The organism is Pseudomonas avellanae BPIC 631 (assembly GCF_000444135.1).
GTDB lineage: Bacteria > Pseudomonadota > Gammaproteobacteria > Pseudomonadales > Pseudomonadaceae > Aquipseudomonas > Aquipseudomonas avellanae.
Genome location: NZ_ATDK01000219.1, coordinates 1 through 15087, shown reverse-complemented (window position 1 = coordinate 15087; position 15087 = coordinate 1). Strand labels below are relative to the sequence as shown.

13 protein-coding genes are annotated in these 15087 nt (G+C 58.9%); 6 read left to right on the top strand and 7 right to left on the bottom strand.

Annotated elements, in window-relative coordinates; translation table 11 throughout:
- The 6 genes from DW49_RS0109010 to gloB all read right to left on the bottom strand — a co-directional run bounded on the left by DW49_RS0109010 (window position 1) and on the right by gloB (window position 8388).
- Window positions 1–1020 carry an ABC transporter permease gene (locus tag DW49_RS0109010; protein ID WP_005619550.1) on the bottom strand — a complete coding sequence of 340 codons (1020 nt, stop codon included), beginning with the start codon at window positions 1018–1020 and terminating at the stop codon, window positions 1–3.
- Window position 1021: 1 nt separating this feature from the next.
- Window positions 1022–2095, bottom strand: a complete 1074-nt coding sequence (locus DW49_RS0109005) for a microcin C ABC transporter permease YejB (protein WP_005619548.1) — start codon at window positions 2093–2095, stop codon at window positions 1022–1024.
- Between the two features lies 1 nt (window position 2096).
- On the bottom strand, window positions 2097–3953 hold the full coding sequence (locus tag DW49_RS0109000) for an extracellular solute-binding protein (protein ID WP_005619546.1): 1857 nt from the start codon (window positions 3951–3953) through the stop codon (window positions 2097–2099).
- Window positions 3950–5779 carry an extracellular solute-binding protein gene (locus DW49_RS0108995; protein ID WP_005619544.1) on the bottom strand — a complete coding sequence of 610 codons (1830 nt, stop codon included), beginning with the start codon at window positions 5777–5779 and terminating at the stop codon, window positions 3950–3952. Before DW49_RS0108995 ends, DW49_RS0109000 begins: the two co-directional genes overlap by 4 nt.
- 137 nt (window positions 5780–5916) lie before the next feature.
- Complete coding sequence (locus DW49_RS0108990; RefSeq protein WP_005740080.1) at window positions 5917–7509, bottom strand: lytic transglycosylase domain-containing protein; 1593 nt, start codon at window positions 7507–7509, stop codon at window positions 5917–5919.
- 99 nt (window positions 7510–7608) lie between these two features.
- A complete protein-coding gene (gloB, locus tag DW49_RS0108985; RefSeq protein ID WP_005619539.1) occupies window positions 7609–8388 on the bottom strand; it encodes a hydroxyacylglutathione hydrolase in 780 nt (259 codons plus the stop codon).
- Window positions 8389–8469: 81 nt separating this feature from the next.
- Between gloB and DW49_RS0108980 the strand changes: the two genes are divergently transcribed.
- The 4 genes from DW49_RS0108980 (at window position 8470) to DW49_RS0108965 (ending at window position 11151) form a co-directional block, all read left to right on the top strand.
- Window positions 8470–9231 (top strand): methyltransferase domain-containing protein, encoded by a 762-nt coding sequence (locus DW49_RS0108980; RefSeq protein WP_005619535.1) that lies wholly within the window; start codon window positions 8470–8472, stop codon window positions 9229–9231.
- 46 nt (window positions 9232–9277) lie between these two features.
- Window positions 9278–9730: a ribonuclease HI gene (rnhA, locus tag DW49_RS0108975; protein WP_003376234.1), complete on the top strand. Its 453-nt coding sequence runs from the start codon at window positions 9278–9280 to the stop codon at window positions 9728–9730.
- Window positions 9731–9795: 65 nt separating this feature from the next.
- Window positions 9796–10563, top strand: coding sequence for a DNA polymerase III subunit epsilon (gene dnaQ, locus DW49_RS0108970; RefSeq protein WP_029768465.1), 768 nt, complete (start codon window positions 9796–9798; stop codon window positions 10561–10563).
- A 33-nt stretch (window positions 10564–10596) separates the two neighbouring features.
- A complete protein-coding gene (locus DW49_RS0108965; protein ID WP_005619528.1) occupies window positions 10597–11151 on the top strand; it encodes a GNAT family N-acetyltransferase in 555 nt (184 codons plus the stop codon).
- A 46-nt stretch (window positions 11152–11197) separates the two neighbouring features.
- Here the strand turns inward: DW49_RS0108965 and DW49_RS0108960 are convergent, their stop codons facing one another.
- On the bottom strand, window positions 11198–11413 hold the full coding sequence (locus DW49_RS0108960; RefSeq protein WP_005619526.1) for a hypothetical protein: 216 nt from the start codon (window positions 11411–11413) through the stop codon (window positions 11198–11200).
- Window positions 11414–11623: 210 nt separating this feature from the next.
- Here DW49_RS0108960 and DW49_RS0108955 point away from each other — a divergent pair, with 210 nt between their 5' ends.
- Window positions 11624–12184, top strand: a complete 561-nt coding sequence (locus DW49_RS0108955; RefSeq protein ID WP_024419745.1) for an NADPH-dependent FMN reductase — start codon at window positions 11624–11626, stop codon at window positions 12182–12184.
- A 158-nt stretch (window positions 12185–12342) separates the two neighbouring features.
- The gene (locus DW49_RS0108950; protein WP_024421220.1) at window positions 12343–15009 is read left to right on the top strand and encodes a dermonecrotic toxin domain-containing protein; all 2667 of its coding nucleotides are present in this window, start codon (window positions 12343–12345) and stop codon (window positions 15007–15009) included.
- Window positions 15010–15087 lie beyond the last annotated feature (78 nt).

Below are 15087 nucleotides of genomic sequence, written 5' to 3'. Positions count from 1 at the left end.
TTATTTCCTTGGGTCGAATGCATCGCGGGCGGATTCGCCGATAAACACCAGCAAGCTCAGCATGATGGCCAGCACCGCAAACGCGCTGATGCCCAGCCAGGGTGCCTGCAGGTTGGATTTGCCCTGTGCGACCAGCTCGCCCAGCGAGGGTGAACCGGCGGGCAGGCCGAAACCGAGGAAATCCAGTGCCGTCAGGGTGCCGATGGCGCCAGTGAGAATGAACGGCAGGAAGGTCATGGTCGAGACCATGGCGTTGGGCAGAATGTGGCGGAACATGATTGCGCCGTTTTCCATGCCCAGCGCCCGAGCCGCCCGCACGTACTCCAGGTTGCGACCGCGCAGGAACTCGGCACGCACCACGTCCACCAGGCTCATCCAGGAAAACAGCAGCATGATGCCCAGCAGCCACCAGAAGTTGGGCTGCACAAAGCTGGCCAGGATGATCAGCAGGTACAGCACCGGGAGGCCCGACCAGACCTCCAGAAAGCGCTGGCCCAGCAAGTCGACCCAGCCGCCGTAATAGCCCTGCAAGGCACCGGCAATCACACCGATGATCGAACTGAGGATGGTCAGGGTCAGGGCGAACAGCACGGAAATCCTGAAGCCGTAGATCACTCGCGCCAACACGTCGCGGCCCTGATCGTCGGTGCCCAGCAGGTTTTCCCGGGACGGTGGCGCAGGGGCGGGTACTTTCAGGTCGTAATTGATGCTCTGGTAGCTAAACGGGATCGGCGCCCACAGGGTCCAGCCATCTTTCGCAGCCAGCAGCTCCTTGATGTACGGGCTCTTGTAATTGGCTTCCAGCGGGAATTCGCCGCCGAAGGTGGTTTCCGGGTAACGCTCGATCACCGGAAAATACCACTGGCCGTCGTAGCGCACGGCCAGCGGTTTATCGTTGGCGATCAGCTCGGCGCCCAGGCTCAGGCCGAACAGGATCAGGAACAGCCACAGAGACCACCAGCCGCGTCGGTTGGCTTTGAAACGTTCGAAACGGCGGCGATTGAGAGGAGACAACTTCATATCAATGCTTCCTGCTTTCGAAATCGATGCGCGGGTCTACCAGGGTGTAGGTGATGTCGCCGATCAGCTTCACCACCAGCCCCAGCAGGGTAAAGATGAACAACGTGCCAAAGACCACCGGGTAATCGCGGTTGATGGCGGCTTCAAAGCTCATCAGGCCCAGGCCGTCCAGCGAAAAGATCACCTCCACCAGCAGCGAACCGGTGAAGAAAATCCCGATGAATGCCGATGGGAAGCCGGCAATCACCAGCAGCATCGCGTTGCGGAACACGTGACCGTAAAGCACCTTGTGATTGCTCAGGCCTTTGGCTTTGGCGGTGGTGACATACTGTTTGCTGATCTCGTCGAGAAAGCTGTTCTTGGTCAGCAGGGTCATGGTGGCGAAGTTGCCGATCACCAGCGCGGTGACGGGCAGCACCAGGTGCCAGAAGTAATCGAAGATCTTGCCCAGCGTGCTCAGCTCCTCGTAGTTGTTGGAGGTCAGCCCGCGCAACGGGAACCAGTTGAAATAGCTGCCACCGGCAAACACCACGATCAACAGGATTGCAAACAGAAAGGCCGGGATGGCGTAGCCGACGATGATTGCCGAGCTGGTCCAGACGTCGAACTGGCTGCCATGGCGCGTGGCCTTGGCGATGCCCAGCGGGATCGACACCAGGTACATGATCAGCGTGCTCCATAACCCCAGGGATATAGACACGGGCATCTTCTCGACAATCAGGTCGATCACCTTGGCATCCCGAAAGAAGCTGTCGCCGAAATCCAGCGTGGCGTAGTTCTTGATCATGATCCACAGGCGTTCCGGTGCCGATTTGTCGAAACCGTACATCCGTTCGATTTCCTTGATCAGCGCCGGGTCCAGGCCTTGCGCACCCCGATAGTTGGAGCCCGCCACCGAGACTTCCGCGCCACCACCGGCAATCCGGCTGGTGGCCCCGTCGAAGCCTTCGATCTTGGCGATCATCTGTTCCACCGGCCCGCCGGGGGCCGCCTGAATGATGACGAAGTTGATGATCAGGATGCCGAGCAGGGTCGGGATGATCAGCAGCAGCCGCCGCAGAATATAAGCCAGCATGTTATTGCTCCGCGTTCGCAGGCTTGGCCTGATCAGTGGCTGACGGGGTCGCGGTCACGGGTTTGACATCCGGTTTGGCCCACCAGGTTGTCAGGCCGACGTCGGAAAGCGCCTTGGCCTTCGGGTGACCGATGTGATTCCAGTACGCCACCCGCCAGGTCTTGATGTGCCAGTTGGGGGCCACATAGAAACCCCACAGCAATACCCGGTCAAGGGCCTTGGTGTAGTTGATGAGGCTGGCTCGTGAGTCGGCGTTGATCAGGCCGTTGACCAGTGTGTCGACTGCCGGGTCTTTGAGGCCCATGAGGTTGCGACTGCCCGGATTGTCGGCGCTCGACGAATCGAAGTACACACGCTGTTCGTTACCGGGCGAGCTGGACTGCGGGTAGCCGCTGACAATCATGTCGTAGTCCCGCGAGCGCAAACGGTTGATGTATTGCGACACGTCGGCACGGCGGATCACCAGTTCGATACCCAGATCACTCAGGTTGCGCTTGTAGGGCAGCAGAATGCGCTCGAATTCGGTCTGGGCGATCAGGAACTCCAGCTTCACCGGGTTGCCTTGGGTGTCGACCATCTTGTCATCGACGATTTTCCAGCCGGCTTCCTGCAATAGCTGGAACGCCCGACGCTGTTGCGGGCGAATCATGCCGCTGCCGTCGGTAACCGGTAACTGAAAAGCTTCGGTGAATACCCGATCCGGAATCTTGCCGCGCAGCGGTTCGAGGATTTTCAGTTCCTCGGCAGAGGGCAGGCCGCTTGAGGCCATTTCCGAGTTATCGAAATAACTTTTGGTGCGGCTGTAGGCACCGTTGAAGAGCTGTTTGTTGGTCCACTCGAAATCCAGCAACAGGGTCAGCGCTTCGCGCACCCGCACGTCCTGGAATACCGGTTTGCGCAAGTTGAAAACGAACCCCTGCATGCCGGTCGGATTGCCGTTGGGCAGCTCTTCCTTGATCAGTCTGCCGTCCTTGACGGCCGGTGTGTTGTAAGCGGTGGCCCAGTTTTTGGCGCTGGTTTCAATCCAGTAGTCGAACTGTCCGGCCTTGCCGGCTTCCAGCGCAACGGTGTTGTCGCGGTAATAGTCGGTGGCCAGCACATCGAAATTGTAGAAGCCCTTGTTGATGGGCAGGTCCTTGGCCCAGTAGTCCTTGACCCGCTCGTAACGCACCGAGCGCCCGGCCTTTACATCGACCACCTTGTAAGGCCCGCTGCCCAGCGGGAATTCCAGATTGCCCTTGCTAAAGTCGCGGTCCGCCCAGAAATGTTTTGGCAGCACAGGCAACTGGCCAAGAATCAGCGGCATTTCGCGGCTGCCCTTGTGCTTGAACTTGAACAGCACCCGCAGCGGGTCTTCGACGATGACCTGATCGACGTCGGCGTAATAGCCCTTGTACATGGGCGAGCCGTGTTCCATCAGGGTCTTGAAGCTGAACTCCACATCTTCGGCACGGATCGGGTGGCCGTCATGGAAGCGCGCTTCGGGACGCAGGTAGAAGCGCACCCAGCTGTTATCCGGCGCTTTCTCGATTTTACCGGCAACCAGCCCGTATTCACTGAAGGGTTCGTCCAGGCTGGCGCGAGCCAGGGTGTCGTAGATCAAGCCGATATCATCTGCCGGCACGCCCTTGTTGATAAACGGGTTGAGGCTGTCGAAGCCGCCAAAGCCTGCCTGGCGAAACGTGCCGCCTTTGGGCGCATCCGGGTTCACGTAGTCGAAGTGCTTGAAGTCGGCCGGGTATTTAGGCGGTTCGTCGTACAGCGTGACGCCATGCTGAGGCGCCGCCTGTACCGTGCAAGCGAGGCTGGCCAGCAGCAGACCGGCCGCTTGCGCGCGCAGGGAATGCAATGGGTTCATCGGGGCTTCTCCAGAGTCTTGAGCCACCACGCACGCAGCCCCAGGGTGTAGGGCGGGGTAGTGACCATGGCGAATCGGTTGCGATAGGCAAGCCGGTGATTGTTCAGGTACCAATTGGGAATGCTGTAGTGCTGGGACAGCAACACGCGGTCCAGCGCCCGTGCGGCGGCGATCTGTTCGTCACGGGTCTGCGCGGCCAGCAGTTTGTTCAGCAGCGCATCGACCACCGGGTTGGCGATACCGGCGTAGTTCTTGCTGCCATTGATCGTGGCCTGACTGGAGTGAAAGTATTGCCACTGCTCAAGACCTGGGCTCAGCGTCTGTTGCAGGGTCATGAGGATCATGTCGAAGTCGAAGCGGTCCAGGCGCTGTTTGTACTGTGCACGGTCAACGGTGCGAAGGCCGACATTGATGCCCAGACGGCGCAGGTCCTCGATGTAGGGCTGCAGGATGCGCTCAAGGTTGGGGTTGACCAGCAGTATCTCGAAGCGCAGCGGTTGTTTGTTCGCGTTGAGCAACCCTTGATCGGAAAGCGTCCAGCCTGCGTCGGTCAGAAGTTTCAGGGCTTTGCGCAGGGTATCGCGCGGGATGCCGCCGCCATCGGTCTTCGATGGTGCAAACGGTTGGGTGAACAGGCTGGGTGGCAACTGATCGCGGTAAGGGGCGAGCATCAGCCATTCAGCGCCGGTCGGCAGGCCCGTCGCGGAAAATTCGCTGTTGGGGTAGTAACTGAGCGAACGGGCGTAGGCGTCGCTGAACAGCGTGCGGTTGGTCCACTCGAAATTGAACAGCAGCCCCAGCGCTTCACGCACGCGAATGTCGGCGAAGGCCGCGCGCCGGGTGTTCATGAACAGGCCCTGGGTCTGGGTCGGTATGCGGTGCGGGATCTGCGCCTTGATCACCTGGCCGTTGGTGACCGCTGGAAAGTCATAGCCGGTGGTCCAGTTTTTGGCCTGGTGTTCGATGTAGATATCGAACTCGCCCGCCTTGAACGCTTCGAACGCCACGTCACTGTCGCGGTAGAACTCGACCTCGACCCGGTCGAAATTGTATTTGCCGCGATTGACCGGCAAGTCCTTGCCCCAGTAATCCTTGACCCGCTCGAACACCAGTTGGCGTCCGGGCTTTACGCGCGTGATGCGGTAGGGGCCGCTGCCCAGTGGCGGCTCGAAGGTCGTGGCCTTGAAGTCTCTGTCTTTCCAGTAATGCTGGGGCAGCACCGGCAGTTCACCCAGACGCAGGATCAGCAGCGGGTTGCCGGAACGCTTGAAGACGAAGCGGATGCGGTGCCGACTGAGGATGTCGACGCGCTGCACTTCCTGCAGGGCAGTGCGGTACTGAGGGTGACCGTCCTTGAGCAGGGTCCGGTAGGAAAAGGCTACGTCGTAAGCGGTGATCGGCTTGCCGTCGTGAAAGCGAGCTTGCGGGCGCAGGTTGAACACCACCCAGCTGCGGTCCTCGCTGTATTCGACTGACTGGGCAATCAGCCCGTAACTGGACGTCGGCTCGTCGCCGGAAGGGTCGTACTGGCCAGTGCCGACCATGAGCGGTTCGTTCAGCTCACTGACGCCATATTGCAGGAAGTTTCCGGTCGAGACCGGGCTGCTGCCCTTGAAGGTGTAGGGGTTGAGCGTATCGAACGTGCCAAACGCCATCATTCTCAAGGTGCTACCTTTCGGCGCCTCGGGGTTGACCCAGTCGAAATGAGTGAAGCTGGCCGGGTACTTGAGCACACCAAACTGCGCGTAGCCATGACTTTCGGTAATGGCTGCGTTGGCGCAGAAGCTCAAGGCCAGGCTGAGGATTAGCAGGAAGGGACGTATCACTATCCAGACGACCTGGGCTTTCGGGTCGCTAACAGTAACAGCTTGTTCCCGTTGGAAAAAGACCGCTGGTGAGGGCGTGGCCAGGACTGCGCTGGCCACCCGCCCCAAGGTCATTGAAGGGCAAGTGGCCGAGGTCATCAGTGCGGCAGGTAAACGGTCAGGGTCTGGCCCGGTTTGAGGGCCTGCCCGCTACGTGGGTTCCAGCGCTTGAGATGTTGCATCTCGACGTTGAAGCGCTTGGCGACCAGGTACATCGAGTCGCCTTTCTGGATCTTGTACTGCATGGATTTCTTTTCGCTGTCTTTGCTGCTGGCGCTGGCGACCGCCTTGCTGCCAGCTTTGCCGGTGTCCTGCATGACCAGCGCCTGACCGACCTTGAGTTTCTTGCCGGTGAGCTTGTTCCAGCGTTGAAGGTCTTCGACATCCACCTTGTTGGCTTGCGCGATGGTGGTCAGGTTGTCGCCGCTTTTGACTTTATAGGTGCGGGTGCGTGTCGGCTTGTCGTTGCTGGCCAGTGCTTCAAACACCGGTTGCGAGGGGCGTGTTCCAGGCTGGACCGGAATGCTCAGGGACTGGCCGACTTTCAGTTTGTTGCCTGCCAACTTGTTATTGCTTTTGAGCGAGCTGGTCGTGACCTGATAGCGACTCGCCAGGCTTTCAAGTGTGTCGCCCTTGCGCACGCGGTAAGGCTGCCAGGCGACCAGTTCTTCCTGCTTCATGGTCAGCAGGCTTGCGGTCAGCAGTTGCGCCTTGGACGTAGGCACCAGCAGGTGCTGGGGCCCATCAACGGTCAGGCGCTTCTTGTAGGCCGGGTTGAGCTGAATAAGCTCGTCTTCGTCGATGTCGGCGGCGCTGGCCACTTTGGACAGGTCGACGCGCTTGTTGAGTTCGACGACTTCGAAATAGGGCTGATTGGCGATCGGATTGAGGTTGACGCCATAGGCTTCCGGCGACAGCACCACCTGAGACAAGGCCAGCAGCTTGGGCACGTAGTCGCGGGTTTCCTGCGGCAGTGGCAGGTTCCAGTAGTCGGTCGGCAGGTTGAGCTTGTCGTTGCGTTCGATGGCACGGCTGACTGTGCCTTCGCCTGCGTTGTAGGCGGCCAGGGCCAGCAACCAGTCACCGTTGAACATGTCGTGCAGACGGGTCAGGTAATCCAGTGCGGCAACCGTGGAAGCCTGAATGTCACGCCGCCCGTCATAGAAACTGGTCTGGCGCAGGTTGAAGTAGCGCCCGGTAGACGGGATGAACTGCCAGAGACCTACCGCTTGGCTGCGTGAAACGGCCATGGGGTTGTAGGCGCTTTCGATCACCGGAAGCAGGGCAAGCTCCAGCGGCATGTTGCGCTCTTCAAGGCGCTCTACGATGTAATGCATGTACAGGCTGCCGCGCTCGCCAGCGTTTTCCAGAAAGGAAGGGTTGTTGGCGAACCACAGGCGCTGTTGATCGATACGGGGGTTCTGGTCGTTGCCTTGTTGCAGTTGAAAGCCCTGACGCATGCGCTCCCACACATCTTGTGGCGGGGCGAGGGGCGTGGTGGGCTTGTGAGACAGAAAAATCGGCTTTTGCTTGATACCGGCGGCCAGATTCGGCGTGCGGTGGCTGCTGACTGGGTCGACGCTGGCAGTGCTCTGGCAACCGGCCAGAAGCGCGCTCGCGGTGACGGCCATGGCCTGAGCCAACCGAGTCAATGCGTCCGAATGTGAAGGCTTGCTGATAGATGACGACATTGTTCGGGGGGTACATCCAGACGAAAATGTCGGGCGATTCTAGGAACCAGCCTGCCGTCGGTCAACCTTTCAGAATTTTATTGCGGTTTCAGGGTCCGGTCAGAACTTATCTTTCCATGCCCTCAAGCTGGCAAAGACCGCACTCTGCGAGGTGTTTTGCCCGCCGCTCCGTTCGTCCGCTTTTTCTTTAACGGATGTTTCACCAGTGCGCAGAAAGGGGTTTGTGCGTTTTTCCTGCGCCAGGCTGGAAGGTAGGCTGATGCGGTTTTCGCTGCGCAAAAGCGTCACTTGAGCGAGTCGCTCGGCGATGTTCTGATTGTCGGGCTCGACGGCCTGGGCGAAACGCAGATTGCTCAGGGTGTATTCGTGAGCGCAGTAGATCAGCGTGCTGTCCGGCAATGCCGCGAGGCGTTCCAGCGACGTATGCATCTGCTCGGGCGTGCCTTCGAACAGGCGTCCGCAACCTGCGGCAAACAATGTATCGCCACTGAACAGCAGCGGCGCGGTCGCGTTTTCATGGTAGAAGGCAATGTGGCCCAGGGTGTGGCCGGGCACCGCATGCACGACGAGCTCGAGGCCCAGCACGGTGAGCCGGTCATGGTCGGCCAGCGCGACATCGCGGGCTGGAATGCTCTCTGTCGCGGGCCCCAGCACGCGCGCCCGGGTTGCCTGCTTGAGCTCGACCACGCCGCCGACGTGATCATTGTGGTGATGGGTAATGAGGATGTCGGTCAGTCGGCAGTACGGGTTTTGCGCCAGCCATTCCAGCACCGGCGCGGCGTCGCCCGGATCGACCACCACGCACTGCTGGCTCGAAAGGTCTTGTAACAACCATATGTAGTTGTCATTGAAAGCAGGGAGGGCATGGATCTGTATCATGGCGCAGTTCGCTTAGCGGCGGACAATGGTGCATCTTAGAGTCTGTTGCCGCTGTACGCGAGCACCTCCGGAGGAGAACTCATGACCGATGAAGCGTTCGCTCAGGCTGATCCTGAGTGGCTTGCATTGATCCGCGCTGCCCGTGAATGGCTTTCGGGGCCGTTGGGGCAGCTTCTGCTCGAAGAAGAACGGCGGGTTCTCGACGAAGAGCTGGGGCGTTATTTCGGCGGATATCTGGTGCATTACGGGCCGTCTGCGCAAAACCCGCCCGTGGCCCCTCAAGTGCAACGCAATGTGCGGCTTGGTGCGCCGTTGCCGGGCGTCGAGATTGTCTGTGAAGAACAGGCCTGGCCCTTGAGTGAGCACGCAGCCGATGTGGTCGTGCTGCAGCATGGCCTGGATTTCTGCCTGTCGCCCCACGGGCTGCTACGCGAAGCGGCGAGCAGCGTGCGGCCGGGCGGGCACTTGCTGATCATCGGTATCAACCCCTGGAGCGCCTGGGGCGTGCGGCATGTGTTCGCGCGGGATGCGTTGCGCAAGGCGCGTTGCATTTCCTCGTCGCGGGTCGCCGACTGGCTGAACCTGCTGGGCTTCGCGCTGGAGAAACGGCGCTTCGGATGCTATCGTCCGCCCCTTGCTTCAGCAGCATGGCAGTCACGTCTTGCGGGGCTCGAAAGCCTCGGCGAGGGACGGCAGAGCCCCGGTGGCGGCTTCTATCTTCTGGTTGCGCGCAAACTGGTGGTAGGCCTGCGGCCCGTGCGTCAGGCGCGCCGCGACCCCATCGGCAAACTGATCCCGATGCCCATGGCCAAGGTCAGTCGCAACACTCAGGATTGTTCCTGAGCCATGCCATGCTGCAGTTGAAGCCCATCATTCTGGAAAGGTCGTAATGAGCGATAGCGTTGAACTCTTCACCGACGGCGCCTGCAAGGGCAACCCTGGCCCTGGCGGCTGGGGCGCCTTGCTGATCTGCAAGGGCGTCGAGAAAGAGCTGTGGGGCGGCGAAGCCAACACCACCAACAACCGGATGGAGCTTACCGGCGCCATTCGCGGGCTTGAAGAGCTCAAGCGCCCGTGTGAAGTCACGCTGGTGACCGATTCGCAATACGTGATGAAGGGCATCACCGAGTGGATGGTCAACTGGAAGAAGCGCGGCTGGAAAACCGCCGCCAAGGAGCCGGTTAAAAATGCCGATCTCTGGCAGTTGCTCGACGAGCAGGTCAGCCGTCATACGGTGAAATGGCAATGGGTACGTGGCCATATCGGGCACCCTGGCAACGAGCGTGCCGACCAGTTGGCCAATCGTGGCGTCGATGAAGTTCGCGGCATCAAGCGCGCATAGCCAGCCGCAGGCTCGCAACGGTTGCGGCGTGTTAGAATCGCCGCCTGTAGATGAGGCAACAGTCAATGACAGCGCAAAACCTGGACAACAGATCGATCGTTCTCGACACCGAAACCACCGGTATGCCGGTGACCGATGGTCACCGTATCGTCGAGATCGGTTGTGTCGAACTGATCGGCCGCCGCCTGACCGGGCGGCATTTTCATGTCTACCTGCAACCCGACCGCGAAAGTGATGAAGGCGCAATCGGTGTTCACGGTATTACCAACGAGTTTCTGGTCGGCAAGCCGCGCTTTGCCGAAGTCGCCGATGAGTTCTTCGAGTTCATCAAGGGCGCGCAGCTGATCATCCACAACGCAGCGTTCGACGTTGGTTTCATCAACAACGAATTCGCCTTGATGGGGGCGCAGGACAAAGCCGACATCACCCGGCACTGTAAAATTCTCGACACCCTGATGATGGCCCGTGAGCGCCATCCGGGGCAGCGCAACAGCCTGGATGCGCTGTGCAAACGCTATGGCGTCGACAACTCGGGTCGTGAGTTGCACGGCGCATTGCTCGACTCCGAGATTCTGGCCGACGTCTATCTGGCGATGACCGGCGGGCAGACCAGCCTGTCGCTGGCCGGCAATGCCTCGGATGGCAACGGCTCCGCTGAGGGCTCCGGCAATCGCGGCAGCGAAATCCGCCGCTTGCCGGCTGATCGCAAGCCTTGCCGGATTATTCGTGCCTCGGAAAGTGAACTGGCCGAGCACGAAGTCCGTATGACCACCATCGCCAAGGCTACCGGTACGCCTGCCCTGTGGGTACAAATGCTGGAAGCCGGGGCGTAGGCCTCTTCCTGACCGTAATCGGCAAATGGTGACATGACCGTGGCAAATCCTGCTTTGAGCATTCGGGTTGCAGACGAATGCTTCGAGGACTACATCCTCAACAGCGAATTTACCTTTACCGTGCTCGGCTATGCCCAGCCGCGCATTGGCGAAAGCGTTGACTCATGGCAGGTCGAGCTGGTCGAGCCCTACAGCAAGAATTACGGTATCGACTCTCAGGAGTTCGCCGACCATCGCGACGCCGCGACCAGCACGGTGATGGTCGCCTGGCTGGACGACTGTCCGGTCGGCCATATCGTGATGAGCACTCACTGGAGCGGTTTTGCCTACATTGATGAGCTGGCCGTGGACGAGCTGGCACGGCGGCATGGCGTAGGGCGCTCGTTGCTTGATGTCGCTGAATTCTGGAGTCGCAAGCGCAACTTGCCGGGCATCGTTCTGGAAACCCAGAACAACAACCTGGGTGCCTGCAGATTGTATGAGCGTTGTGGCTACGTGGTAGGCGGGGTGGATCATATGCGCTACAAGGGCATTGATCCCAATACTCGCGAGACGGCGATTTTCTGGTATCGGGTCTTTCAGGACTGACGACTTCCCGCCGGCAACAGTGGCCAGGGCGGGAGTAATGCCTGCGTTACGTGGGTGTGCGAGTGATCTTCACGCCGGATTGCACCAGTTGAAAGTCTTCACCGCCCAGATGCTTTACCCGGTCGCCGATCGCCAGTCGGTAGGTGATCACCGGCTGCCCGTCCTGCGCCTCACCCGGCTGCGATTCCTGGAACTCATGCACCGGGTAGACCCGACCTTCGGCGTCTCTGGCATGAAATTGTCCGACGAGAACTGAAGCCATTTGCTCTGTAACCTCTGAAACTGAATATAACTGCTGGTTTACGAATCCATCGAGGCTAGTAGACCACTGATTTATAGGGGAGTTTGCCTTGTTGAAAAAAATAATCCAGGCGCTTGCAGTGTTCAGGGGGAATTGAGTGGCGCCGACGTCGTCTAAATCTGGCTTCTGTTCTATACCTAACCCTTCCTCCACCAGATGACGGATATTTTCATGAGCCAGGTTCATACCATTGCCGTATTGGTCGGCAGTCTGCGAAAAGAGTCCATCAACCGCAAGATCGCGCTGGCACTCGCCGAGTTGGCCCCAGCCACGCTGAAGCTGAACATCGTCGAAATTGGTGATCTGCCGCTGTATAACGAAGACATCGACGGCGACTCGCCACCGCCGGCCTACAGCGCTTTTCGCGAGCAACTGGGTGCTGCCGACGGCGTGCTGTTTGTAACCCCTGAATACAATCGCTCGGTGCCCGGCGCACTGAAAAACGCCATCGACGTGGGCTCGCGTCCTTACGGTAAAAGCGCGTTCAGCGGCAAGCCCGGTGCAGTGATCAGCGCTTCACCCGGTGCGGTCGGCGGCTTTGGTGCCAACCATCACCTGCGCCAGTCGCTGGTATTTCTGGATGTCCTGTGCCTGCAGCAGCCTGAAGCCTATCTGGGCGGTGCCGGGAGCTTTTTTGATGAGGCGGGAGCATTGTCCGACAAAACCCGTCCGTTTCTGGAGAAGTTCATCAGCGCTTTCGCCGTCTGGGTTGAAAAGAACGCCAGGGCTTGAGTCGGGCGACCTGATCAACCTTCCGATAGGCAGGGGCTGTTGATTAATTGCTTTATGTAACGCAACCGCTGCCGTCCCTCTCAATAAACTGTTTCTTTTGTCCTCAACCTCTCTGTGCTGATTTAGTGCGGTGTGAGGTTGAATAGAGGAAACAGCAGATGTCAGAAACACCTCCGTATTTTTTCAGCGATGCGCTTCGCACGCGATACATCCAGAATATTCATCATGCAATCGCCGGAGGGCGTGTCAGCAGTAGCGAGGGCGTATGGCTTCTTGCACTGGTTGCGGACACTCCCGAGACTGGCGAAGAGGTGGTTCGGCCCCGGGCTGACAGGTTGGTCATGAGCGACGGCTCTTTTACCAGTGCCGAGCTGGCAGGCGCTTTGCTGATAAGTGACCCGGATGACAGTCGCGCGCCGGTCTACCTGAGCACGCTATCCTTCGGCATCGAGCGCTTCGAACAGCGCACCGCGTTGCTCGCTGCGCTGCAACAGCGTTTCGATGAGATCGGTACGACCTCGATTGTGGAAGCCGAGCGGGTTGAAAAGCCTGTGTTCGCAGAGCAGATGCGTGCAGTCATTGAGCAGCAGGCTCGACACTTGGACGACTTGTCGGTGCAACTGGATAACCTTCCGGATTTGCGAACGGCATTAGGCAGGGCGTTGCAGGCCAGTCAACCTGAGCCTGATTCCGGAGGCAGCATCGATGTCTACCACGACTTTTTACAGATCATCGCTACAACGTCCCCTGCCGAGTTCAATCTGACCCCGGTGGCCGGTACGCTGTCCCTGGTCGATGCTGCCATGGACGACTTCGTCCACTCGCCAGCACTGACAAACCTGTACCGGCAGTTTCTGGACGCTCGTGGTCAAGCCCTGTCTGAGGATCACGCCCGTGCCCGTCAGCAGTCCATCACCGATGCGGTCTCCACGGTCGGCACTCATTACGAGCAGCTACTGGCGGACTATTGGACGTCAGAACGACAGAACGGAGTGACCGTACTGGAGTTTTTCATCAGAGCGCTGGCCGAGTCTTTTCGTCAGCATCTGCTGGCGAGCCGCGAAAATGGCTTGCTAAGTGAAGAAGAGTGTCGCCACCTTTTCTCATTGCTGCCGTCGCATGCTGCGGCATCAAGTGGTCAGGCGACCACAGTCAAGGTCCATAGGCTGGCCGTGGTCGTTGCAGGGCAGGACCCCGTCAAGTTGATCGGCCTGTTTCTGGTCGAGTTTCTGATCGACAAGCCTTCGGGTGTTTACCTGTACTCATCCCAGCAGGGGTTCAAGTATTTTGAAAACCTTGAGCAGCTGGCAGCACATTTCGTGCCAGCGCAGGCACGAGCCGAACTGCGCTTCTACTCGTCCTTGAATGATCACTCACTCGTCAATGCACAGGGAGGTGTCGAGCTCTACCATGAGGTCGTCAGCGCTCCGTTTTTCACTGACTATCTGGATTCGATCATCGCCTGGCAGAGGCGAAACTTACGCTATGTGCTGGAACTGCCCGTACTGACTTACGAGAAAACTCCGGTCAGGATCGATGACGCACTGGATATCCGGGGGGTGCTCGACGGGCGATTGCTGAGCTTGCATGACGGCGGACGTTGGCACCCCGAGTCAATGGCCTTCGATGAAATATGGGGCGTCCCTGCACCGGCTGCAGATGTACCCTTCAATCCAGGTCCTGCGCTTCTGGACACTTGGGCGGAAAAGCTGAGGAAAATGGAGTCGTTGCTTGAACGCACCAATTCTCTGCATGCGGGGGTCGATGGCTGCATGCGCCGCGCACTGAATCGTTACCTGGCGCTTATCGAGGGGCCGAGGCTGGATGCACGAGCGCTATGGATAGCATCACAGACGGCTAATGAACCTCCAGTGCACTTGCTGACGCTGGCGCTGGGTCGGGCCGGCGGTAACTTGCAGTCTCCGCTCCCCAGTGGCCGGGTCATGGAGGGATTGCTGGCGCAGACGTCAACTATTTCGGCACAACGCTTACCCCTGATTTTGCTTGAACAGATGCTGCAGTGCGTACTGGCCGATTTCCCGCAACGTTTTGATCGGCAGGTGCTCGAGTTCCACTCCCGATCGGCGCGCAGGATCAATACTCAAGTGCGACCCTATGCGCTGTACAGTCTGATTCGCGAATATGCGTTGCGTCTTGAAATGATCATGGAAAAGCGCGAAAGCGAGCTTCCTGAATGGGTTCTGCAGAGCGTCCAGCAAGTATTGGACAGACCGTTATCGGGCTTGAGAGAGCCGCTGGGCGCTGACCGGGTGGACGGGTTTTTGCTGTCGATTCATTGTGATGCCTCTACGCCTGCCATCACGCTGAGCAATGCGTTTGTGCTGTGCAACGCCGGTCATGCCGGTGAGCCTATTTTGTGGGCGCTGGGCATAGGGCTTAAGGTTTTCGACTCCATGCAGGCGTTGGAGCAGTCAATCAAAGGCCTATTGACAGGTGCCGGAGTCAATCCAAAGTTTCTGAACCTATTGGCTGATCCGGACAGGCAGTTATTGCTTGATTATGACCGTGAGTCGACCAGAGTTGATATCAGGATTGAGCTGCGGTCAGTGAGCGGACATTTCATTGAGGCGTTGCAGGATGAAGAAATCGAGCGTCAGCGTCGTACCGTTTCCGATCTTTATCAACAAGCGGTGGCATGGCAGGTGCCCTCTGCACTTTTCAAACACCTGATTAATGCTGCCGAGTGCGACGACCGAAACCGTCAGAATTTGAGTGACCTGGGTGGTGCCATTCAGCTTGTCGTCTATAAGACGATTGTTCCAGCTTGGGTGCTTGAAGCGTCTAGTGTACTGTTTTCGAAATAAGTTACCCATAACCTGCAAGCTAAGCTATTGATAAGATTTGAATTTTCCGTTAGTTGGTGGCTGATTTTTTCGAAAACA

Excerpts from the sequence above, each read along its gene's own strand:
- DW49_RS0109010 (WP_005619550.1), bottom strand. The coding sequence starts at position 1,020 with ATGAAGTTGTCTCCTCTCAATCGCCGCCGTTTCGAACGTTTCAAAGCC.
- DW49_RS0109000 (WP_005619546.1), bottom strand. The coding sequence starts at position 3,953 with ATGAACCCATTGCATTCCCTGCGCGCGCAAGCGGCCGGTCTGCTGCTG.
- DW49_RS0108990 (WP_005740080.1), bottom strand. The coding sequence starts at position 7,509 with ATGTCGTCATCTATCAGCAAGCCTTCACATTCGGACGCATTGACTCGG.
- DW49_RS0108965 (WP_005619528.1), top strand. The coding sequence starts at position 10,597 with ATGACCGTGGCAAATCCTGCTTTGAGCATTCGGGTTGCAGACGAATGC.
- DW49_RS0108955 (WP_024419745.1), top strand. The coding sequence starts at position 11,624 with ATGAGCCAGGTTCATACCATTGCCGTATTGGTCGGCAGTCTGCGAAAA.
- DW49_RS0108980 (WP_005619535.1), top strand. The coding sequence starts at position 8,470 with ATGACCGATGAAGCGTTCGCTCAGGCTGATCCTGAGTGGCTTGCATTG.
- DW49_RS0109005 (WP_005619548.1), bottom strand. The coding sequence starts at position 2,095 with ATGCTGGCTTATATTCTGCGGCGGCTGCTGCTGATCATCCCGACCCTG.
- gloB (WP_005619539.1), bottom strand. The coding sequence starts at position 8,388 with ATGATACAGATCCATGCCCTCCCTGCTTTCAATGACAACTACATATGG.
- dnaQ (WP_029768465.1), top strand. The coding sequence starts at position 9,796 with ATGACAGCGCAAAACCTGGACAACAGATCGATCGTTCTCGACACCGAA.
- DW49_RS0108950 (WP_024421220.1), top strand. The coding sequence starts at position 12,343 with ATGTCAGAAACACCTCCGTATTTTTTCAGCGATGCGCTTCGCACGCGA.
- rnhA (WP_003376234.1), top strand. The coding sequence starts at position 9,278 with ATGAGCGATAGCGTTGAACTCTTCACCGACGGCGCCTGCAAGGGCAAC.
- DW49_RS0108960 (WP_005619526.1), bottom strand. The coding sequence starts at position 11,413 with ATGGCTTCAGTTCTCGTCGGACAATTTCATGCCAGAGACGCCGAAGGT.